This is a genomic window from Allobaculum sp., assembly GCF_047010065.1.
GTDB classification, from domain to species: Bacteria; Bacillota_I; Bacilli_A; order Erysipelotrichales; family Erysipelotrichaceae; genus Allobaculum; species Allobaculum fili.
The window spans coordinates 1-19,866 of sequence record NZ_JBKXLD010000038.1; the positions used below are offsets into that span (position 1 = coordinate 1).

The 19,866-nt window shown below is 50.9% G+C and carries 20 protein-coding genes and 1 pseudogene; 6 read left to right on the top strand and 15 right to left on the bottom strand.

Translation table 11 applies throughout. The features are described 5' to 3' along the window. The first annotated feature begins 181 nt into the window (after positions 1-181). From ACLUYS_RS04890 to ACLUYS_RS04905, 4 genes and pseudogenes are all read left to right on the top strand, one after another. Positions 182-409, top strand: a complete 228-nt coding sequence (locus ACLUYS_RS04890) for a FeoA family protein (protein ID WP_412659282.1) — start codon at positions 182-184, stop codon at positions 407-409. Beyond that, positions 406-663, top strand: coding sequence for a FeoA family protein (locus ACLUYS_RS04895; RefSeq protein ID WP_230268374.1), 258 nt, complete (start codon positions 406-408; stop codon positions 661-663). The genes ACLUYS_RS04890 and ACLUYS_RS04895 overlap by 4 nt, the downstream gene beginning before the upstream one ends. Continuing rightward, positions 660-2,832, top strand: a pseudogene (gene feoB, locus ACLUYS_RS04900) (ferrous iron transport protein B). Before ACLUYS_RS04895 ends, feoB begins: the two are co-directional and overlap by 4 nt. A 93-nt stretch (positions 2,833-2,925) precedes the next feature. Beyond that, positions 2,926-3,156, top strand: a complete 231-nt coding sequence (locus ACLUYS_RS04905) for a FeoB-associated Cys-rich membrane protein (protein WP_230268376.1) — start codon at positions 2,926-2,928, stop codon at positions 3,154-3,156. 377 nt (positions 3,157-3,533) lie between these two features. Here ACLUYS_RS04905 and ACLUYS_RS04910 read toward each other — a convergent pair whose 3' ends face one another. The 9 genes from ACLUYS_RS04910 to rpmJ all read right to left on the bottom strand — a co-directional run bounded on the left by ACLUYS_RS04910 (position 3,534) and on the right by rpmJ (position 13,259). Next, positions 3,534-8,831: a glycoside hydrolase family 2 TIM barrel-domain containing protein gene (locus ACLUYS_RS04910; RefSeq protein ID WP_412659283.1), complete on the bottom strand. Its 5,298-nt coding sequence runs from the start codon at positions 8,829-8,831 to the stop codon at positions 3,534-3,536. 368 nt (positions 8,832-9,199) lie between these two features. Next, entirely contained in the window at positions 9,200-9,661 is a 462-nt protein-coding gene (locus ACLUYS_RS04915; protein ID WP_230268167.1) for a hypothetical protein, read from the bottom strand. A gap of 93 nt (positions 9,662-9,754) precedes the next feature. After that, positions 9,755-10,135, bottom strand: coding sequence for a hypothetical protein (locus ACLUYS_RS04920; RefSeq protein WP_412659284.1), 381 nt, complete (start codon positions 10,133-10,135; stop codon positions 9,755-9,757). Continuing rightward, the gene (locus ACLUYS_RS04925) at positions 10,128-10,715 is read right to left on the bottom strand and encodes an O-methyltransferase (RefSeq protein ID WP_288340539.1); all 588 of its coding nucleotides are present in this window, start codon (positions 10,713-10,715) and stop codon (positions 10,128-10,130) included. Before ACLUYS_RS04925 ends, ACLUYS_RS04920 begins: the two co-directional genes overlap by 8 nt. Before the next feature lie 145 nt (positions 10,716-10,860). Continuing rightward, positions 10,861-11,223 carry a 50S ribosomal protein L17 gene (rplQ, locus tag ACLUYS_RS04930; protein WP_230268164.1) on the bottom strand — a complete coding sequence of 121 codons (363 nt, stop codon included), beginning with the start codon at positions 11,221-11,223 and terminating at the stop codon, positions 10,861-10,863. A 9-nt stretch (positions 11,224-11,232) separates the two neighbouring features. Next, complete coding sequence (locus ACLUYS_RS04935; RefSeq protein WP_230268163.1) at positions 11,233-12,192, bottom strand: DNA-directed RNA polymerase subunit alpha; 960 nt, start codon at positions 12,190-12,192, stop codon at positions 11,233-11,235. 154 nt (positions 12,193-12,346) lie between these two features. Continuing rightward, positions 12,347-12,736 (bottom strand): 30S ribosomal protein S11, encoded by a 390-nt coding sequence (gene rpsK, locus ACLUYS_RS04940; RefSeq protein ID WP_230226636.1) that lies wholly within the window; start codon positions 12,734-12,736, stop codon positions 12,347-12,349. Between the two features lie 22 nt (positions 12,737-12,758). After that, the gene (gene rpsM / locus ACLUYS_RS04945) at positions 12,759-13,124 is read right to left on the bottom strand and encodes a 30S ribosomal protein S13 (protein ID WP_230268162.1); all 366 of its coding nucleotides are present in this window, start codon (positions 13,122-13,124) and stop codon (positions 12,759-12,761) included. A gap of 21 nt (positions 13,125-13,145) precedes the next feature. Continuing rightward, positions 13,146-13,259 (bottom strand): 50S ribosomal protein L36, encoded by a 114-nt coding sequence (rpmJ, locus tag ACLUYS_RS04950; protein WP_075819078.1) that lies wholly within the window; start codon positions 13,257-13,259, stop codon positions 13,146-13,148. 1,063 nt (positions 13,260-14,322) lie between these two features. On the opposite strand from rpmJ, the gene ACLUYS_RS04955 reads away from it, so the two are divergent. Both ACLUYS_RS04955 and ACLUYS_RS04960 read left to right on the top strand, forming a co-directional pair. After that, positions 14,323-15,450: a hypothetical protein gene (locus ACLUYS_RS04955; protein ID WP_412659285.1), complete on the top strand. Its 1,128-nt coding sequence runs from the start codon at positions 14,323-14,325 to the stop codon at positions 15,448-15,450. 5 nt (positions 15,451-15,455) lie between these two features. Further along, positions 15,456-15,956, top strand: a complete 501-nt coding sequence (locus tag ACLUYS_RS04960; protein ID WP_412659286.1) for an isochorismatase family cysteine hydrolase — start codon at positions 15,456-15,458, stop codon at positions 15,954-15,956. A 6-nt stretch (positions 15,957-15,962) separates the two neighbouring features. Here the strand turns inward: ACLUYS_RS04960 and ACLUYS_RS04965 are convergent, their stop codons facing one another. From ACLUYS_RS04965 to rplR, 6 genes are all read right to left on the bottom strand, one after another. Then, entirely contained in the window at positions 15,963-16,097 is a 135-nt protein-coding gene (locus tag ACLUYS_RS04965; RefSeq protein ID WP_412659287.1) for a hypothetical protein, read from the bottom strand. 545 nt (positions 16,098-16,642) lie between these two features. Next, positions 16,643-17,296, bottom strand: coding sequence for an adenylate kinase (locus tag ACLUYS_RS04970; RefSeq protein ID WP_230268158.1), 654 nt, complete (start codon positions 17,294-17,296; stop codon positions 16,643-16,645). 58 nt (positions 17,297-17,354) lie between these two features. Then, entirely contained in the window at positions 17,355-18,662 is a 1,308-nt protein-coding gene (secY, locus tag ACLUYS_RS04975; protein ID WP_230268157.1) for a preprotein translocase subunit SecY, read from the bottom strand. A 1-nt stretch (position 18,663) separates the two neighbouring features. Then, a complete protein-coding gene (gene rplO, locus ACLUYS_RS04980) occupies positions 18,664-19,101 on the bottom strand; it encodes a 50S ribosomal protein L15 (protein ID WP_230268156.1) in 438 nt (145 codons plus the stop codon). 15 nt (positions 19,102-19,116) lie between these two features. Further along, positions 19,117-19,629: a 30S ribosomal protein S5 gene (gene rpsE / locus ACLUYS_RS04985; RefSeq protein ID WP_230268155.1), complete on the bottom strand. Its 513-nt coding sequence runs from the start codon at positions 19,627-19,629 to the stop codon at positions 19,117-19,119. 9 nt (positions 19,630-19,638) lie between these two features. Beyond that, positions 19,639-19,866: 50S ribosomal protein L18 (gene rplR, locus ACLUYS_RS04990; protein ID WP_412659288.1), on the bottom strand; the 228-nt coding region annotated here is incomplete at its 5' end.

The window sequence follows — 19,866 nt, forward strand, 5'->3', positions numbered from 1 at the left end:
GCGTATCTAATATTCAGTCTCGCGTATACCCGTCGATTGTTTGACACTTACATTGGATTCAACATAGTTAGTCTGGACAAATTCCGCTTGACGTACATTTCAATTAGCTTATACTAAACGCTGTTAGTTAAACCTAACTATTGCCGAACGTTCTTGCAATTCCCAGCTGAAAGGAGAATCCATGATGCCTTTATCCCTTTGTGACAAGGACACGCCCCTGCAGATCGCCAAGATCACAGGCGGCGAAAAAATGCGTACCCGGCTTGCCGAGCTTGGCTTTTTTCCGCAGGCGAAACTCGTCGTCCGTCAGAAAATCGCAGAAAATCTGATTGTAGAAATGAAAGGAACCCGTCTGGCGATCGATGCGTCGATGGCCAGACGCATTCTGATGGAGGAATGCCCCCAATGACTCTGAATGAATTTGCCCCTGGTCATACGCTTCGCATTGTTCGTCTTTGCGGAACGGGACCCGTCAAGCGCCGCATTATGGACATGGGACTGACCAAAGGCGTGACCGTCTATATTCGAAAAGTGGCGCCCCTTGGCGATCCTATGGAACTGAATGTGCGCGGCTATGAGCTCTCTTTGCGAAAAGCCGATGCAGCCATGATCGAAGTCGAGGAAATTTCCGACAGGGCCCGCGGAAAGGAGAAAAACGCATGAAGACAATCGCACTCGCCGGCAATCCCAACTGCGGCAAAACGACTTTATTCAACCAGCTCACCGGTGCGCGCCAGTACACCGGCAACTGGCCTGGCGTAACGGTGGAAAAGAAAGAAGGTCCGCTCAGAAACGATTCTTCCATTCGCCTTCAGGACCTTCCAGGCATTTATTCCCTTTCCCCCTACAGTCTGGAAGAAGTCGTCTCGCGAAGCTACCTGCTTCAGGAAAAGCCGGATCTGCTTCTGAACATTGTCGATGGAACGAGTATCGAACGTAATCTGTATTTAACGACCCAGCTGCTTGAACTGGGAATTCCGGTAATCCTGGCCGTTAACATGGCCGATCTGGTCCGGGCCAACGGCGACACGCTCGATCTGCAGAAGCTTTCCCAAAAGCTGCACATTCCGGTAATCGCCATTTCCGCTCTGAAAAAAGAAGGACTGGACGAACTGGAAAAGCTCCTGCATCAAATGCCTTCCCAGCCCGAACCTCTCGATCTGTACAGCGCGAATGTACAGGCAGCGCTTGAAAAAATCGAAGCGATTCTTGCCCCGAAAACGGATACGCAGACCCGCTTCTGGTATGCGGTTAAAGTCTTCGAAAACGATGAACGCGTTCTGAACGAACTGAAGCTTTCAAAGGCACAGACGGCAGAGATTCAGGCCATTCGCAAAGAGATCGAAACGGCAATGGATGATGACTGCGAATCGATCATCACCTCTCAGCGGTATGACGCGATTGCTCGAATTCTTACAGACTGCTTTACGCGAAAAGCCCGGAAATCAGATCTTACCCTCTCCGACCGGGTCGACCGGATCGTGACGAACCGCTGGCTCGCGCTTCCCATTTTCATTTTGATCATGTATATCATCTATACGATTGCGATGGGCAGTACGGCGGTTTCCATTGGTACTATGGGAACCGACTGGGTCAATGACGTTCTTTTTGGAGAATGGATTCCAAATGGCGTGGAAAACCTGCTCGTCTGGATGCATGTCAATCCAGTGCTGGCTTCTCTGATTCAGGATGGAATAATCAGCGGCGTCGGCGCGGTTCTCGGCTTTGTGCCGCAGATTCTCGTTCTGTTTTTCCTGCTTTCCATTCTTGAAGACTGCGGCTACATGGCGCGCGTGGCGTTCATCATGGACCGCCTGTTTCGGCGGTTTGGTCTGTCTGGAAAAAGCTTTATCCCGATGCTGGTTGCGACGGGATGCGGCGTTCCGGGCATTATGACCAGCCGTACGATTGAACAAGACCGGGACCGGAAGATGACGATCATGACGACCGGCTTCATTCCCTGTTCAGCCAAAATGCCGATTATCGCCCTGTTTGCGGGTGCGGTATTCGGCCAGAGTTCTCTGATCGCCGTGAGCGCATTTGTGATCGGCATCGCCGCCGTGGTCTGCTCCGGAATCATCCTGAAAAAGTTCAAGGCGTTTGCGGGAGAACCGGCGCCGTTTGTCATGGAACTGCCGGCTTACCATATGCCGACGCTGCGCAATATTTTCTCATCGACCTGGGAGCGGGGCTGGTCCTTCATCAAGCGGGCCGGTACGCTGATTCTTGCTTCGGCGATCGTGCTCTGGTTTTTACAGAGCTTTGGCTTTGAGAACGGACAGTTCGTCATGGTCGAAGACAACAACGTTTCCCTGCTGGCGTCCATCGGCCGTTCGATCGCCTGGATTTTTGCACCGCTTGGCTGGATCGGAGACATGGCCTGGAAAGCCACGGTAGCGACATTTACCGGCCTCATTGCCAAGGAAGAAGTCGTCAATACGTTTGGGGTGCTGTACTCCGCCGGGCCCGTGGCAGAAAACGGAATGGAAATCTGGACGGCGATCGAAGCCGACTTTTCGGCCCTCGCTGCCTGGAGCTTCATGATTTTCAACCTGCTCTGCGCCCCCTGCTTTGCGGCCATGGGCGCCATCAAGCGCGAGATGAACAACACAAAAGACGCTCGCATCGATCGGCTACATGTGCGTCTTTGCCTATTCCATCGCGCTGATGGTGTATCAAATCGGCGGCCTGATCACCGGCGAAGTGGCCTTTAACGTCTTCAGCCTTGTCGCTTTTGCCCTTCTTGGGCTGCTGATTTACCTGCTGTTTCGAAAAGGCTATGAGGCGCGTAATCGGGCGCTTCCTGTGGAAATTGCCCTGGAAAAGCGATAACGCTGAATAAGCGCATCCCCTCCTCTGCCCTGAAGGCAAGACGGAAAACGGGATGCGCTCCTGCTTAATTAAAAACTGGAAAGGAGAAACACGATGTCCATTGGCGACTGGATTGTGACGCTTGGATTGGGCGCCATCGTATTCTGTATACTCTGGGGCGCACTTCATCAAAAGAAGACATCCTGCAGCGGAGACTGCGCGCACTGCTCCCATCATGTGGACTGGATGCAGATCCGAAAGGAAATTCATGCTGAAGACGGCTGTGCGAAAAGCGTCGCATCGACCCGCGCAGACCCAGGCAAAAAAGCCGTCCGTTCATCTTGAAGCGGATCGTTCCGCTCTTCTTCACCCTGGGCCGTTTCTTCAATACTTTCTGCTTCTTCTGTCATTTTACGCCCCGCTCCTTTCAAAGCCGGCGCTGCTTCAGCCGCCGGCTTTTTCTTTGCCCAGAGGCGCCCGAAATTTTAAGGCGTTTTAAAACCGTGTGTCCGGCGTTTCCAGGCTGGCCGACAAAAAGAAGCCCCATATGTCCCTGAAAAGGGGCATACAGAGCTTCATAGAGGTCAATTGAGCTGGAATGACTTGTACTTGCATAGCTTAGGCGGTTTATAGCCAGGATCCGCGCGCTTTACGTGGGAATCACGACGTCATCGTCATAAGCATTCAGGCGGACTAGCCATCTGGCCGCTGTGCTGCTGCGCTTAGTCGAGATCTTCGAGCTTGGAAGCGACAGGTTTGAGACGAAGAGCGAGTACCGCGTTGTTGATTTCAGCGGCTTTCTCGTTGATCATCTGCTGCGTAGCGGTTCCAGCCAGAACCTGGCTGCGCAGGTCAGAAACCGTTGCGGCTGCGTTCTTGACTGCATTGGAAATTTCCTTGTAGTCCGTTGCATGCGCGTTAGCTTCTGCAGCTTTGCCGGCTGCAAGTTCGAGATAGCTCAGATCCACATCGAGCGAAGCACGCTTGCTGGCATCAAGCCAGAGAACGGTACTCTCATTGTCTGCAGTAAGGCCGGTTTTCGCTTCATCAGCGCTCAGAGCCTTATTGAAGAGACGAACAGAGACGTACTTCGCATCGCCGATACGATCCGTGTTCTGCGGGTCGATGCCGATGCAAAGCTGCTGGGCTTCGTTTACCGAGCTTGCGATGTCTACCTGGCCGACATTCTTTGTCGTATGGAGTTCGCCATCGTAGTAGATGGAGAGCGTTCCTTCCGTGTAGTCATACATCGCGGTAATGCGGTGCTGCTTGCCGACGAAATTTGCCTGTTCTTCGCTGGTGAAAGCGGTGCTGTCGTTTGTGTCCGTCGCATACCAGCTGCTTCCGTTGGAAATGTGGAAGGAGAGGTTGGCATTCTGCTGACGGAGCGTGGTCAGATAGTCGCCTTTGGAAAGCAGAGTTTTCTGTCCGGACATGGTTGTCGGAATAATCACGGTTTCCATCGTCCAGGATTTGCCTGCCGCAAAGACAGGAGCAATCACGTCGTTGTGACCGAGGTACGCGTAGCCGCCAAAGGCTTCGGTGCCGTCGGCTTCACGCGCGAATTTCATCGTATCTTCCAGAGGTACGTCGAGATGGTTTTTTGACTGGTCTTTCAGAACGCTGATTTTGCCCACGAAGGCTTCGACTTCCGCAACGATTCCGCTGACTTTGGTCTTGTTGTCTTCGGTGATCTTCGCTTTTACAGAATCTGGCAGAGCGTCGTATTCCGCTTTGAGCGCCTTAGCCTCGTCAAGCTGAGAAGCCTGAGCCGGCAGGAACGCGGTGATCTTTTCGTTCATCGCGTCTGCGGCGTTCTCAACGATATCTTCGGTGGTCAGAATCTGTGCGTTGTGGAACGTATGGTATTCGGTAGAAATGTCTTCTTTGGTTTTTGCGACTGGAACCAGAGTGAATTCCCACTCGTAAACCTGGTTTGGCAGACGGTATTCTGCGCGGGTGCCTTCCCCGCAGGTGGCGCCGCCGGTACCCTTGGATCCGTAGTTGATGCCGATTACGGTATCCTTCATCGGTGTCAGTTCGTACGGATGGCTGGCTGCGTTCATCTGTTCTGGGGTGAAGTGCAGAGCACTGGTCTGAACGGTGTTCTTAGCGACAACGAGCAGGTCGGTATCGCTGTTTGTCGAGGAGACGCGCATCCAGCGGGTGCCTGGATACATACCGGTGTCATCGACTTTGATGTACGGGTAGAAGTTTTCCGAAACGGTCTTGGAGAAGGCTGTCGCACGAGCGGATGTCATACGGTCAAGGAGCGTTTCATCCGGTCCGTCCGCATACCAGCTGACGTTTTCGTATCCTTCCGGAAGAATCATGTTCGAGCCGACCATGATGTAGTTGCCCATGGTGGTGTTTGTCGCATCGCTCTTCATGTGCATCGTTACGGCACCGCTGCCGTCGATCGTGTAGACGATGGTCACTTTCGCATCCTGCGCGCTTGGCAGAGTCAGAACGGCGGTAATGACGTTCTTGCCGTTTTCCTCAGCAGCTGTTACTTCCGCTGTGGCGTTATTCATGGCATTTCTCCAGTTGTGGTCGAAGATGGAATCGCCTTCGCGCTCATCGTTTTCGGTCAGGCAGCGCCAGAAGTTCGGTTTTGGACCTTCCTTAATGACAGTGTCATCGCCGTAAACGTAGTTGAGCATCTGACCGCTCGTCTTATCGATATCAAAGGAGAAGCCGTTTCCAGTAACGGTGAATTTGGTATTGTTCGGAGTAACCGTTACCGGGTTCGTATTGGCTGCTGCCTGATACTGTGCCTGGTCGGTTGGCAGAACAAACTGCGCGTAAGACAGTTCGTGGCCGGCTTTGGCCCAGTCGGTGTCGTTTTTCAGTTTTGCACGTACGTTGAGCAGATATTCGCATCCGTCCTTGAGCTCTGGGAGTTCATACGGAACGGAAATTTCCTGCGTTTCGCGTCCTTCAATGCTTGGTGTAACTACCGTGCCGCTCTTAACGACTTTGCCGTCTTCAAGAACTTCCCATTCCACATCGTATTCGTTGAAGTTAGCGAAGTTGTTTTCGTTGTAGACGGTGACTTTCTTGGACAGCAGCTGCATTTCCGTCGCGGTGAACCAAAGGTTCTGGTACTGGAATTTGACTTCGTTCAGTTCCGGCTGCGGGTCGCGGTTGGCGGAAACCAGACCGTTTGCGCAGAAGGAGTTGTCGTTTGGAACATCGCCCCAGTCGCCGCCGTACGCCAGGAAGTGTCCTTCGGCTTCCTCTGGATAAATGCCGGCATGCGCGCCTTCGGTACTGTAGTAATCCCAGACACTCGTATCCTTATCAGTCAGCTGTGTGGTTTCCTTGTCCGCATAGTCAACCCAGAGGACTACAGAGTCATCGCCTTTGCCGATGGCCGGCTCTGCGGAGTGCTGGCCTCTGACTTCGTCCGCCGTGAGGGCCTTGTTATAAATGCGGGCAATGGAAATGTCGCCGTTGACGCGGCGCAGATTGACTTCGGTCTGTGCGCCTACGCCCAGCTGGTAACTGGTGTTTTTGATGGTGATGTTGCCTGTGGACTTGGTGTCGCCGTATTTTTCTCCGTTGATGTACAGATTTACGGTGCCCTTATCGTAGGTCACGGTCAGATGCTGCCAGTTGTTGGCCCAGTTTTCCGGGATCGGCCAGGTTACGCTTCTCCAGGTACTGTCGTAAACGTAGAACTCAATCTGGTTGGACTTGTTCGTCTTGAGCGCTACCTGCGAGTCGCCCTTGGTCAGATACACATCATCGCTGGCCACGGATTTTGGCTTCACGTTGACTTCGAGCGTGAACGTACGGTCCGCGCCGCTGAGGGTTTCATCGATCTTATCGTTCTGGTCGATCAGAAGGTAGCCGCTGAAGGCTGCGCCGTCGTTGAGGGTTTTGCTGCCGTCCAGGCCGGTCTGCAGATCCTTCCGTTCACCTTCGGCTGTACCGGTGAGGTTATGCTGGGCTTCCTTGAAGTTCCAGCCAGCGAAGAAGTCGCTGAGGCTCTTGTAGCGCGACTGGTCTACCCAGTCCCAGACAAAGGCGCCGGCCATGTTGTCTGCGGAGCGGATGACATCCCAGTAGTCGGAAATGTGTCCGGTCGAGTTGCCCATCGAGTGAACGTACTCGGTCAGAACGTAAGGAATCTTGCCTTCGCCGGCATAGTACTTAATGCCGTCTACGCCAGTATACTGTTCGCCGTGCAGATCGCCGCCCATGTCAGGGCCGAACGATTCAAACAGAACCGGACGGGTCGGGTCTTCTTCCTTGAAATAGCGCATCGCATCGCGGAAGACGTAGTTGCCGTCGTCGAGTTTATACGGTCGTGCAGTTTCGTTTCCTAAAGACCACATCACGACGGACGGATTGTTTTTCAGACGTTCAAACGCCGTTTCTTCACGGTCCATGATGACGTTGTAGAATTTTGCTTTGTAGCGCGAGGCAATGCCAGACTCGCCGCCCAGCCAGCCGTCGGACATGAAGCAGTGGGATTCCACGTTTGTTTCGGCCATGATGTACAGGCCCCAGCGGTTAGCCAGCCAGTACAGGTAGTCGTCGTTGGAATAGTGAGAGGTACGGATCGCGTTGATGTTGTTCTGCTTCATCAGGCTCAGATCGGCTTCCACCGATTTCATCGGGGTGGCTTTGCCGTAAACCGGATCGGAGTCGTGACGGTCGGTACCTTTGAGCAGCAGATTTTCACCGTTGATCTTGATTGGATCCCACTTCGTCGTGGTGGTCCAGCCATCGTCATCGGTCTGGGTATGCGTGTATTCGATTTCGCGGAAACCAAGCTGTGTGGACAGCGTTTCGACAACATTTCCGTCGGCATCTTTCAGATGCAGAACGAGCGCATACAGGTTTGGATGTTCGGAACTCCAGAGTTTTGGATTGTTGACACGGGAAGTAATCTGAACGATGCCTTCCTCGCCGGCGTTTACAGATACAGCCTGGCTGATATCTGTGGCATTGGCCTGAATGTTCGTACCGTCTTCGTCATAAACGGCCAGATCCACGCTCCAGTTTTCAAGATTGGAAGACGAAAGGTTGCTTACATCCATCTTCACTTTCAGATCGGCATTGGTGTACGTCGAATCGAGATCGGTTTCCACTTTGTAGTCCTTGATCTGGGCGAGCGGTGCGGAAGTCAGGAAGACGTCGCGGAAAATACCGCCGTCATAAATCATGTCCTGGTCTTCCATCCATACGGCGTCGGAAAATTTCAGAACTTTAACCGCCAGGAAGTTATCGCCTTCCTGCAGGTAATCGGTGATATCAAATTTGTGCGGCGAGAAAGTATCTTCGGAATAGCCGACTTCATGGCCGTTGACATACACGTAATACGCAGACTCAACGCCCTGGAAGTTAATGTACACGCGGCGGCTGTCATCGAGCATGCCTTTTTTGAGTGTGAAGTTTTTGCGGTACATGCCGACCGGATTGTAGTGGGTCGGAGCGGCAGGCGCCAGGTTTGGCGAGGTGCTGTCGCCGTATTTGGTCTGCCATGGAATGGTCTGGTTGGTGTAAATGGAGAAATCAAAACCCTGCATCGTCCAGGAACAGGGGAGCGTAACGTCTTTCCATGCATCATTGGAGAACTCTTTACTGGTGAATCCGTTTGCGCCTTCAAATTTTTCGGCGGCTTCGGGATTCTGAACCACATTGAGCTGCCATGTCTCGTTGTCTCCTGTCAGCATCTGCATGTAGTCCGAATTTTCTCTGGCCTTGTATTCAAAGGCACTTTTTCGTGCGGATGCGTCGTCCTGGAACGGAACGATCATGGTCGAAGCATCTTCCCGATTCACGCCAAAGGTGTCGACATAGTTTTCAGTCTTGCCATCGACGGTGTAATCGGTACCGCTCCACTCCATCCCTGTGAATTTAGAAGCGGCAGGATCCTGTGTAACGGAATCGTTTGGCTTCAGATCGCTGGCTCGTTCGCCCTGAGCAGCAATCGGAGTCGCAGCCAGGAAAGCCTGCGCGGCTAAAACACCAGAGAGGAGCTGAGCAGTCAGTCTTCTCTTATTCATACTGTTTCAATCCTTTCTCTTTCCTCTTCTGCCGGTTCGGGCAGAATGAATCACTTAGATTATATTGGTCTTCACGGTGTCGATTCAATGTTTTTTGAAAGCACTTTCCTCTTTTTTGATTCGGTTCAGTCCATTTGGCGATTCGTACACGTGTTTTATTTTATATTCGTCGTGTATTTTTAAGGATTAGAATTTGTCAAGATCCATTTCTTTCTTTCTGTTGGAAACGCCCGTCTGCAGATGTTTGCTTTTGGGATACGAATTTGAGAACAGATCATCCGCATACAAAAAGGCTCTCGCTTTCCGGGCTGGTTCGTCCGTTGCGAGAGCCTTGTTTCTGTTGAATTGGATCTGATCCTTTTTTCAGATTATTCGAGGGCGTAGCCGATATACTCGACGCTGCGGCTGCTTAAAATCTTTTCGAGTTCCTCAACGAACTCCTGAATTTCCTGTTCGTCTTTCGGACCGCTGAGCGTAATGTCGAGAATCATGCCTTCGTGGTCGTATGTGCTCGAATACCCGGCTGCGGCCAGCTGTTCCTGGACAGCCTGTACATCGTTGGGGCTTGCCATCAGGGATACGTTAATGATTTCGCCCTGATCGAGCGTGCCCAGCTGTTCAAAGTCTTCTTTCAGATAATCCGGTGCAGCATCTGTATTCGAGGAAACGAAATCGGTGGAAGAGGACGTTGGATCATCGCCCATCAGATAGGCGTCTAGCTCTTCCATCTCACGGTTGCGCCGTTCGAAGAAATACACAATGGCTGCGACGGCAGCGGCGATCGCCGCCAGAGCGGCCACAAATTTCAGAAACCTGTTGAGACCTTTCATGATTTACCCTTCTTTCTTCAGGCGGATTTTGGACAGCTCTAATCGGAAGCTGTACAGCAGCCTGCTTTCTTTTCCTCATAAGAGGAAGAGACTTTATTCTTCAGTGGATTTCGGCTTGTTTTCCGCTGGCGTTTCGGATTCGTGTTCCGGTGTCGTCGTTTCAGCCGTTACGGATTCGTCTGTAACCGGTACGGGTTCTTCTTCGGGAAGAATGGCAGGAAGAGACTGTTCTTCGTCTGTGCTCTCTTCTGCCGGTTCTGGCTTGGCGGTTTCTTCCGGTGCAGATTTTACTTCTGCGGTATCCGTCGGCGTTTCCTTCGCTGCGTCATCTGCGTCGGTTTCCGGAGTTTTCTGGATTTCGTAATCCCAGTCTTCCTCGTTCATAGCGCGGTCGTCTTCGTATTTCTTAATCAGACCGAGTACAAGCCCGGCTGCTGCGACGACGGCACCAGTTTTCAATAAGAATTTAAGCATGTTTCCTCCTTGTGAGAGCGAGACCATCCCCGATGTTCAGAATGGTCGTTTCAAACTCCTCGTTGGTTTCAAGAAACTCCCAGTACGCCCGAAGTCTTCGAATCAGACCTTTCGTATGTCGATTATGCGTTCGTTCCGGATGTTCGACCAGGCCATGGAAAAACATGTTGTCGGTAATGATCAGACCATTCTCGGAAAGCAGCGGACTGTATTTCTCAAAAAAGCGTCTGTACTGGCTTTTGGCAGCATCGATAAAAATCAGATCAAATGTCTGGCCGCTCAGATCGACATATCGGGCGTCGCCTTCAATAAAGGTAATGCGATCTTTCTGTTCACTGGCTTCGATGTTTTTCCTGGCCTGGGCGGCCATTTCAGGATCCCGCTCAATCGTCATGACCTGAAGATCGGGGAGAATGCGGGCCGCTTCAATGGAAGTTCGGCCAATGGCGGTTCCAATTTCAAGAAAGGTCGAAGGACGGTATTCCAGAAGAATTTTCTCCAGCCATTCCATCGACTCGTCCATCAGAATCGGGATCTGATGGGCATGTCCATACTGCGTAAGCTGTTCAAACGTACTCATGGTTTTATGGTATCACAATTCATATTTCCGCTTTGACGGACTCCCGGTTTTTTGAACAGACGAAAGAGTATGTCGGTCCAGATTTTTCAAAAGAGCGAAAAAAAAGAGAAGGCCGAAGCCTTCTTCAAATTGGTTATATGATCGTTTACTTCACGAATTCAACGATTGCCATCGGAGCAGCATCACCGCGACGGATGCGTGTTTTAACAACACGTGTGTATCCGCCGGTACGATCCGCATAAGCGGGTCCGATTTCGTCGAACAGTTTCTGCAGAGCAGTTGTGCCTTCGTCATCAACTTCAACGTTGCGAACAAACGCAGCTGCCTGACGGCGAGCGTGAAGATCTCCACGTTTAGCGAGAGTGACGAGACGATCCATCACTGAACTGAGCTCTTTGGCTTTCATTTCAGTGGTTTCCATTGAGCCGTTTTCGATCAGCGAAGTGGCCATGTTGCGAAGCAGGGCTTTACGATGATCAGAAGTGCGGCCGAGTTTACGGTTTTTCATCTTTGACTCCTATTGATTATCTCCGCCGGCCTTAAAGGAAAGACCGAGGGAGTAGATTTTGTCTTTGATTTCAAGCAGCGATTTCTTGCCAAGGTTTCTGACATGCTGCATTTCGTATTCAGTCTTCTGGCACAGTTCATCTACGGTGGAAATACCGGCACGTTTCAGACAGTTGTAGGAACGAACCGAAAGTTCAAGGTCTTCAATCATCTTGGATTTGAGCGATGCATTGCGTTCCTTGAGAATCTCTTCTTCTTCAAGAGCCGGATCCTCCTGCGCCACATTGGCTTCACCGATAATCGCAAGGTGATCGCGCAGGATCTTCGATGCGATGGCGAGCGTCTGGAACGGTTTGAGAGTTCCGTCGGTTTCAATCTCCATCGTCAGTACGTCATAAGGCTTGTGGTCCTCGTTGTATTCCGAACGTGTGGAATAGGCAACGCGTACTACCGGGGAGAAAAGAGAATCGGTGTAGATGACTCCGATCGGGGAGTTCGGGCCAGCGTGGCGGTGCTTGTTGATATCAGCTGCCACAAAGCCGCGGCCAAGTTTGGCCTGCATTTCCATGGAAAATTCCTTACCGGCAGACAGAGTACAGATCGGAAGATCCGGGTTAAGCACTTTAACCCCTTCCGGACACTGAATATCGCCTGCAGTGACAACGCATGGTCCTGTTTCATGAATGCGCAATGTATAAATCTCGTTGTCGCTGATATCGATACTCAGAATCAGTTTTTTCAGGTTCAGGATGATCGCCGAAACGTCTTCGGTGACGCCCTCCACACCTGTAAACTCGTGATAGACGTCATCAATTCGAATGCTGAAGACAGCGCCTCCAGGAATTGCAGAGAGAAGCACTCTTCTCAGTGAATTTCCCAGGGTAATTCCGAACTGATCCGGGAGAGGCGACATTTCGAATTTTCCAAGGGTGTCAGTCTCTTCCAGCGTAGTAATCTCGTAGTTAGTCATTCTGCCGGGCCTCCTTTATTTCCCAATAGAGCGATGAATTCTTTCCTTATCATTGACCGGATTTCATCCAAAACAAAATGGATTGACCCGAAACCGGAATAGCCGGCTGGCCAATGGAACAGTGATGTTCAGGAAATGAATAGATCCGGATGGATTAGCCGCGTGGTCTCTTCGGCGGACGGCATCCGTTATGGGGAATAGGTGTTACGTCGTTGATCATTGTGATGTCCAGACCTGCAACCTGCAGAGCACGGACAGCGGCTTCACGTCCAGGACCTGGACCTTTTACTTCAACCGCAACGGATTTCATACCGTGATCCATTGCAGCCTTGCCTGCAGCCTCAGCAGCCATCTGTGCTGCATACGGTGTGCTCTTACGGCTTCCCTTGAAGCCGAGTGCTCCAGCGGAACTCCAGGAAATTGCGTTACCGCCTTCGTCGGTAATGGTTACGATCGTGTTGTTGAATGTAGAGTGGATGTGCGCCATACCTCTGGCAACATTCTTTTTAACGCGACGTTTTCTAATCTGCTGTTTCTTTGCCATATCAGTATTTCACCAGTCCTTTCTACTTCTTCTTGTTGGCTACTGTTTTCGCCTTGCCCTTGCGTGTTCTGGCATTAGTCTTGGTTCTCTGACCGCGAACTGGAAGTCCTTTGCGGTGACGGATACCTCTGTAGCAGCCGATTTCCATCAGACGTTTGATGTTCAGCTGTACTTCACGGCGAAGGTCGCCTTCTACCTTGATCTGGTCAACTGCTTTACGCAGTGCGTTCATTTCTGCTTCGCTCAGATCTTTGATGCGGGTGTCTTCGCTGATCTTGCAGTCTGCAAGGATCTTTTCGGCAGTAGGTTTGCCGATTCCATAAATATAAGTTAAGGCAATGACAGACCGTTTGTTATTTGGAATGTCAACTCCTGCAATACGAGCCATTTGTTCCTCCTGTTGTCCTAATTAACCCTGTCTCTGTTTATGCTTCGGGTTTTCGCAAATTACCATGACTCTGCCTTTGCGGCGGATGACACGGCATTTGTCACAGATGGGTTTCACGGATGGTCTTACTTTCATGTGTATACCCCTTTCGTATTCACGTATTCAACCTTCTAAAATCCGCTCATACGCAGTGAGCGTATTTTAGCAGAAACGTGATGATTGAAATTTCTGATGGCGCGATCCATTACTTGTCGCTTTCGCGGCGTTCACGGAATTCCCTTTCGGGCACTGACCGCGGGCCGGACGGCTGAGGGCGCTGCCCTGATGATTCACGTTCAGGAACCATTGGTAAAACAAATTGCGCCTAATCAGTATAGACGCAATTGCCTTTCGTTTCAAGTTATGACCCATTTGAAACATTTTGTGAAAGTTTGTGAACGAATCCGGACGGGTCTTTTCTGCCCGTACGTACTTCTACTCCTTTATCTTAGCGGAAAACGAAACATTCTCCTCTTATGGGACTCTTTTCCCTTTCCAGACTGCCTGTTCCGTCAAAAAGGAAAAACAGTTCGTTCAGCGATTCGACATGAAATATCCATTATGGATTCATGCAAGGGTCAGCCGGTTTGCTGGCGGCAATCCCCTTCGGCTTCGATTATCCATCGGTCCCGGCACAGAAATACGCTCGATGATATTTCCTTGCTCTGTTATTTCGTTCTCATTTTCGCGCTGGCATCGAATGCACCTGAAAACAACAGGCATCTATGGACGATGTGCGGGTTGAGGGGGAGAAGAAGAAGCCGATGATTTGATTTCATTTTTGGTTTTATTCGGTTCATTCTTTTCACTTCTTATCCATCCTCAGAAATCGATCTGGTTTGTCGTAGACCAGTCCGTATTATATATGGAAATAAAATTCTCATTCGACTTGCTCATCCTGCCTGTAAAACCATCCGACACGATGCGTTGTGCAGAAGAAACTGACGAAATATGAAAACTGGATATTCTGTCTTCTCTTCTTGCTCTTTTGGGCGTTCTGTCTTACCTTTTCTGTCCGACGGCCGATTTGTCTGCAGCAGGATCAAGTCCTGAGCAGGAGACCGTATGCCCTTCACCCTTTATTCAGCCCTGGCGCTATATCCCCGCCGATCTGGGCGGCGAATTAACTGGTACCTCTCTGGAACATATCGATCGGTACATGAGCCTGAATCATTTTGCTCCTGTCGAACGATCCGAATTTCTGGTTAAGCTTTCCCCGGATCTTGCTGCAGGCTGGCATATTCAAAGCCGGCTTGATCTGTATATCTTTAAAAGCGGCATTGCCGTTTTCTCCTTGTGCGACGATTCCTTTCTCATTCGCAAAGCTCAGTTTGCCAAGGACTACTGCCGTTCCCGGCGCGAAGCGCACAGCCGGATCTGCAGTTTTGAAGATCCGGCTGTTTCCCTCGCCATGCAGAAAACGCTGCGTGCGCTTCATCAGATTTGTGCGCTCATTCCTTCCTCTCATCGGCAGAGTTCGAAAGAAGACTGGGAATCGAATGGATTGTCGTATGTCATGACCGTCAGTCATTTCTGTACAGGGCTTGATCCAGCGGAGTATATGGAAATGATGAAAACGGATGACACATTTGTGAAATCTTTAAAAATTCTTCTGATGCCAAGCCTTGCCAATAAAGAAGATTCCTTCGTATGTCCTCTGACAGATGACATGCGTGATCCCTATCAGTCCGATCTTTCCGATGTTGAGCTGCCTCACGATTATGAATTAAGGGAAGATATCGACGTATACATCAGCTGGGCTGCCGTAATAACCTCTTCCAGGGAAATTCGAAAAGACTATGTCCGGTTTATGGATGCACTGGAAATCGATTTGCAGGCCATGTGGATGTATACGTATTGTCTTTTACAGGATCTCGGCTGTCCCGACACCGAAACCGCTTCTTCCCTGAGTCTGCGAAAATTACGGAATCAGTACCTTACTCGCTACAATCAGTTCATGACGACCGCGGATTCCAGCATGCCGGTTTACGTTTCAAGAATTCGAAATGCGCTGATCGAGTCGAGCGGACTTACGGAGTACAAGGATCAGCTTATTGAGCGCCTGGAATATCTGATTGAAGATCGTACAACCGAGGAAAACCAGCGCCAGCGCAAATATAGCTGGCTAAGTGAAATCCTGCTTTTCATCATTGCGTATCTGGATATTCTGACTACGCTCTTTTCCCTTTTCGAAGAACAGCTTACGGATGGATGGCGCTTCTTCTGGATAACGGCTGCCGGGATCATCTTTGTCTCTGGTATTATTTTTATTATCAAGAAGGAGTGATTTCGATGTCTGACTGTCTGGTGATCATTGATGTACAGAAAGGGTTTTTATCCCCTGCGACGGAAGATGTCCCTTCAAACCTCAAAACATTGCTGACCCGGCGGCATTTTGATCATTTCGTCGCTACCCAGTTTATTAACACGCCAGATTCCCCCTATGTCTCTCGAATGGGCTGGACGGGTCTGATGGAAAACACGCCTTCTACGCAGGTGGATCCTTTCGTCGCGCAGGTAAGTGAACGGATTTTCCAGAAAAAGATCTATTCCTGTTTTACGGATGAGTTCAGGGAATTTCTTGCGCAGAATTCCATTGACCGGCTTTACTTTGTCGGGATCGATACCGACTGCTGCGTACTGAAAAGCTGCACCGACGCATTCGAATCCGATATTCCCTTCGAAGTGCTCCTGAACTATTGCGCAAGCAATGGAGGCTCCAGAAGCCATGAAGCCGCGATCACGGTCATGAAAAGAACCATTGGTGCATCGCAGATGAATACCGCACTCTGAACCCATTCAGGCGTCCGAACTGACGCTTTTTTTCTGATTTTCCATGGGCGACGGCGTTCCGTTGTACTGATGAACCGAATGCCGAACGCTCATCCAGTCTTGCGCAATGTCCTTATGATCTGGATTCATTTTTCTATCCATGGTTGATTACATCTCCTGTTTATGCGGCGATGGCCGCTGATGATGATGAGACAGAATAGCTCTTTTGAAGAGTTCTTCTGTACTTTTATTATGCCCGCTTCACGGGAGTACGGTTTTGGATATGCAGAAATATCAGACACCTTTTTGACTGTGTTTAAGGCGCAATTCCGGCTTGCAGCTGACCTGTCATCTGTCGTTTTAGGGCGATGGGGGCCCACTGATCGGGTGTCGTTGAAACGGGGCTGCCGATCGGATGAACGGCGTTGGCGTATTAAAAAAATCCCCCTTTTCGAAAGAAAAGCAGGGATTGAGGATCGATCGACTCTAATATCCTGTGTTCCTGTTGCATGAATCCGCAGCTTGCGGGGGAGCGGAATGGCGTGTGATTTTACGCTTTGAAACAGAAAACAGAACTAGAGATGAATATCGTTTTGAGGCAAATGCGATTCGAAACGGTGCGGATCAGAATCCAAAACGGGGATAAAGATTTGGATTTCCCAGGACGCGCATCAGAATCGAATCGTAGAGCAGGCAAGGTCGGAATGTTATGCCTGCTTCAGGTTTTCGACAATGTCTGTCCAGATCGCTTCAAAATCGCGGTTAGCATCCACTTTTTTGAGGAGGCCAAGATCGTGATAGAAGCCGATCACTGGTTCCGTCAGGGCATGGTAGTCGCCGAGACGTGTTTTCAGACTTTCTTCGTTGTCATCTGCGCGGTAAGTCAGTTCATGACCGCAGTTGTCGCAGATGCCTTCCTTTGCGGACGGTTTGAAGTAGATATTGAAAATTTCGCCGCAGTTCGGGCAGGAACGGCGGCCGAGAATGCGCTTGGTCAGCACATCTTCCGGGACGTCGAGGTAAAGAACGACATCGGTAGCCAGATCCGTGGAATCGGTCATCTTCTTGAAGGTTTTAGCCTGTTCGAGCGTGCGGGGATAGCCGTCGAGCAGATAGCCGTCCTTGGATTTGTCCATGCGGTTAGCGAGGTAGTCCAGAACCATGCGGTTAACGATATCATCCGGTACAAGGTGACCGGCATCGATGCAGCTTTTGGCTTCCTTGCCCAGATCGGTTCCTTTGGAAATGTTTTCGCGGAACAGATCGCCGGTAGAAATATGGTCAAGGTTGTACGTTTCTTTCAGACGGCTGCTGAAGGTTCCTTTGCCAGAGCCTGGGGCTCCCATAATTAAAATATTCATAGTCTGTCTCCAAAAAATCCGGCTGAGTTAATCAGCCGGATTCATAGTTTCGTGTTGATTAATCGAAGTCGTAGTACTTCTTGTACGCTTTCTGGGTTACCAGTCCCTGAATCTGACGTACGGTCTCAATCGCAACACCGACAACGATGATCATTCCGGTGCCACCCAGAGCCATGGACGTCGGCAGCTGAGGCCAGATGAGAGGCATCAGATGCGGGAGAACAGCGATAGCCGAAAGGGCCAGCGCGCCGAGTACGGTAATACGGGAAAGGGCTTTGTCCAGATAGGTTTCCGTCTGCTTGCCTGGACGAACGCTGGGAATGTATGCGCCAGATTTGGCGAGGTTCTCAGCGACCTGCTCCGGGTTAACCTGCATCTTGGAGTAGAAGAAGGTAAACAGAATAATCAGAACTACGTAGATGGTCAGCGAGTACCAGGTACGAAGGCCAAGCCAGTTGGACATGGTGGTGTACCAGGAAGCGCCGTTTGCGAAGAAGCTGGCGACCTGAATCGGAGCCATCATTACCGAAGAAGCAAAGATGACTGGGATAACGGAAGCCGTATTAATCTTCAGCGGCAGGTAGTTCATCGTAGCCTTTTTGGACAGAGACATAGAACTCGAAGTGTACTGGATTCGAATTTTCAGCTCTGCCGTGTTGATCAGTACGACAAAGACGATGATCAGCAGGTAGACGAGGATGTAGGCGGCGAAGATCCAGCCTCCGTTTGCGGGAGCAGCTGCACCGTCTGCACCGGTAACCAGGGAAGACCACGCAGCAGAGAACTGCTGCGGCATGCGGCCGACGATACCGGCCATGATGATCATGGACATACCGTTGCCGAGGCCTTTTAAGGAGATCTGGTCACCAAGCCATACCAGGAACATGGAGCCTGCAGTAAAGATCATGGCAACGTACAGAAGTCTGGCGGTCGAAAGACCGTTGTAGAACAGACCGCTGTACATATTGTTAAAGCTGTACGTCAGGGAGATGGACTGCACGAAACCGAAGACAACCGCCAGATAGCGGGTGTACTGATCGAGTTTCTTGCGTCCGGTTGCACCCTGTTTGGAAAGTTCAGTCAGCGCTGGGATAACATCCGTGCTTAAGAGCTGGATGATGATGGAAGCGGTGATATAGGGAGTAACACCGATTGCGAAAACGGAGAACTGTTCCAGTCCGCCGCCTCCAAGCAGGCTCATCATCGCAAACAGGCTGTTATTTTCCAGGCTGCCAACCAGTCCGGCGGTGTTTACGTCGGGGACGGTAATTGCGCATCCCAGACGGTACACCAGGAAGGCAAAGAGAGTGAACAGGAGACGGTTACGGATGTCCTTGTTCTCAAAGATTGCCTTAACGGTTTTCATTTTAGAGAACCTCTACGGTTCCGCCTGCTTTGACGATGGCCTCTTCAGCACTCTTGGAGAATTTTGCAGCACTTACGGTGAGCTTCTTCTCGAGAGTTCCTTCACCGAGGACTTTGACACCAGCGAGCTGTTTTTTCAGCATGCCGGTTTCCTTGAGAAGCTGTGGCGTTACGTGGGTTCCGTCTTCAAAACGGTTCAGATCTGCCACGTTGATGATGGCATATTCCTTACGGTTGAAGTTGGTAAAGCCGCGCTTTGGAAGACGGCGGGCCAGTGTGGTCTGTCCGCCTTCAAATCCGAGACGAACGCCGCCGCCGGAACGGGCTTTCTGACCTTTCTGTCCGCGGCCGGCAGTTTTGCCGAGGCCGGAACCAGGTCCGCGTCCTACTCTTTTTCTCGCTTTGCGGGACTGACTCTGGGAAAGTTCATGCAGTTTCATTTCGTTTCCTCCTTCTTACCCGCGGATTTCTTCGGGTTTCTTACCGCGAAGTTCAGCTACCTGATCCAGGGTACGCAGGGATTTAAGTCCTTCCACAGTAGCACGTACAGTGTTGATTTTTGTACGGCTGCCGAGGTTCTTGGTCAGGATATCGGTGATACCGGCCAGCTCCAGAACGGCACGTGTAGCGCCGCCGGCGATAACACCGGTACCTTCTGTAGCGGGTCTCATGAATACAGCACCAGCGCCGTATTTACCGGTAACTTCGTGTGGAATGGTTGTTCCAACGATTGGCACGAGGAACATGTTCTTACGTGCAGCTTCGGTAGCTTTACGGATCGCTTCCGGTACTTCTTTTGCCTTGCCGGTACCTACACCGACACGGCCTTTACGGTCACCAACAACCACCAGAGCCGCAAAACGCATTTTACGACCGCCTTTTACGGTTTTGGAGATTCGGTTGATGGAAATGACCTGTTCGTCGAACTCTTTCGGTTCTCTTCTCTGTCTTCTATCGTTGTTTGCCATGGCGACCTCCTAGAACTCCAGGCCGCCTTCGCGAGCGGCATCAGCTAAAGCCTGAACACGGCCGGTGTAGAGATATCCGCCGCGGTCAAATACGACTTTCTTGATATTGCTTTCAAGAGCGCGGCGGGCAATTTCTGCGCCGACTTTCTTGGCAGCTTCGATGTTTCCGCCGTTTTCGAGCTTCATGGCTACGGAAGAAGCGGATACCAGAGTATGACCTTTTGTATCGTCATTGAT

Bases quoted from the DNA above. Each gene is read 5' to 3' on its own strand.
- ACLUYS_RS04890 (WP_412659282.1), top strand. From the start codon at position 182: ATGATGCCTTTATCCCTTTGTGACAAGGACACGCCCCTGCAGATCGCC.
- ACLUYS_RS04895 (WP_230268374.1), top strand. From the start codon at position 406: ATGACTCTGAATGAATTTGCCCCTGGTCATACGCTTCGCATTGTTCGT.
- ACLUYS_RS04905 (WP_230268376.1), top strand. From the start codon at position 2,926: ATGTCCATTGGCGACTGGATTGTGACGCTTGGATTGGGCGCCATCGTA.
- ACLUYS_RS04910 (WP_412659283.1), bottom strand. From the start codon at position 8,831: ATGAATAAGAGAAGACTGACTGCTCAGCTCCTCTCTGGTGTTTTAGCC.
- ACLUYS_RS04915 (WP_230268167.1), bottom strand. From the start codon at position 9,661: ATGAAAGGTCTCAACAGGTTTCTGAAATTTGTGGCCGCTCTGGCGGCG.
- ACLUYS_RS04920 (WP_412659284.1), bottom strand. From the start codon at position 10,135: ATGCTTAAATTCTTATTGAAAACTGGTGCCGTCGTCGCAGCAGCCGGG.
- ACLUYS_RS04925 (WP_288340539.1), bottom strand. From the start codon at position 10,715: ATGAGTACGTTTGAACAGCTTACGCAGTATGGACATGCCCATCAGATC.
- rplQ (WP_230268164.1), bottom strand. From the start codon at position 11,223: ATGAAAAACCGTAAACTCGGCCGCACTTCTGATCATCGTAAAGCCCTG.
- ACLUYS_RS04935 (WP_230268163.1), bottom strand. From the start codon at position 12,192: ATGACTAACTACGAGATTACTACGCTGGAAGAGACTGACACCCTTGGA.
- rpsK (WP_230226636.1), bottom strand. From the start codon at position 12,736: ATGGCAAAGAAACAGCAGATTAGAAAACGTCGCGTTAAAAAGAATGTT.
- rpsM (WP_230268162.1), bottom strand. From the start codon at position 13,124: ATGGCTCGTATTGCAGGAGTTGACATTCCAAATAACAAACGGTCTGTC.
- rpmJ (WP_075819078.1), bottom strand. From the start codon at position 13,259: ATGAAAGTAAGACCATCCGTGAAACCCATCTGTGACAAATGCCGTGTC.
- ACLUYS_RS04955 (WP_412659285.1), top strand. From the start codon at position 14,323: ATGAGCCTGAATCATTTTGCTCCTGTCGAACGATCCGAATTTCTGGTT.
- ACLUYS_RS04960 (WP_412659286.1), top strand. From the start codon at position 15,456: ATGTCTGACTGTCTGGTGATCATTGATGTACAGAAAGGGTTTTTATCC.
- ACLUYS_RS04965 (WP_412659287.1), bottom strand. From the start codon at position 16,097: ATGGATAGAAAAATGAATCCAGATCATAAGGACATTGCGCAAGACTGG.
- ACLUYS_RS04970 (WP_230268158.1), bottom strand. From the start codon at position 17,296: ATGAATATTTTAATTATGGGAGCCCCAGGCTCTGGCAAAGGAACCTTC.
- secY (WP_230268157.1), bottom strand. From the start codon at position 18,662: ATGAAAACCGTTAAGGCAATCTTTGAGAACAAGGACATCCGTAACCGT.
- rplO (WP_230268156.1), bottom strand. From the start codon at position 19,101: ATGAAACTGCATGAACTTTCCCAGAGTCAGTCCCGCAAAGCGAGAAAA.
- rpsE (WP_230268155.1), bottom strand. From the start codon at position 19,629: ATGGCAAACAACGATAGAAGACAGAGAAGAGAACCGAAAGAGTTCGAC.